General features: G+C 67.6%; 1 pseudogene. It reads right to left on the reverse strand.

Features of this window, described 5'->3' with window-relative positions:
* A pseudogene (locus tag DPV79_RS42995) lies at positions 1-571 on the reverse strand (hypothetical protein); the annotation flags it as partial.

The raw sequence follows: 571 nt of genomic DNA on the forward strand, positions 1-571 counted from the left end.
CGCCAGCCATCCCGGTGTTGCCCGCGATGTTCAGGTTCGGTGCGGTGATGTTCGTGCTCGTGTTACCCGCCACCGTGCTGTTCGGCTGCTGCGTCCACGTCTGGTTCGCGTGGCCCGTCACGTTGTCACCGCCGATGTCGCCGCCGGTGCCCACCGTCACGTTGTCGCCCGACACCGTCGTGTTGCCCACGCCCGCCATCCCGGTGTTACCCGCGATGTTCAGGTTCGGTGCGGTGATGTTCGTGCTCGTCTTACCCGCCACCGTGCTGTTCGGCTGCTGCGTCCACGTCTGGTTCGCGTGGCCCGTCACGTTGTCGCCACCGATGTCGCCGCCGGTGCCCACCGTCACGTTGTCGCCCGACACCGTCGTGTTGCCCACGCCAGCCATCCCGGTGTTGCCCGCGATGTTCAGGTTCGGTGCGGTGATGTTCGTGCTCGTGTTGCCCGCCACCGTGCTGTTCGGCTGCTGCGTCCACGTCTGGTTCGCGTGGCCCGTCACGTTGTCACCGCCGATGTCGCCGCCGGTGCCCACCGTCACGTTGTCGCCCGACACCGTCGTGTTGCCCACGCC

Origin of the sequence: Burkholderia reimsis (genome assembly GCF_003294055.1) — a bacterium.
GTDB classification, from domain to species: Bacteria; Pseudomonadota; Gammaproteobacteria; order Burkholderiales; family Burkholderiaceae; genus Burkholderia; species Burkholderia cepacia.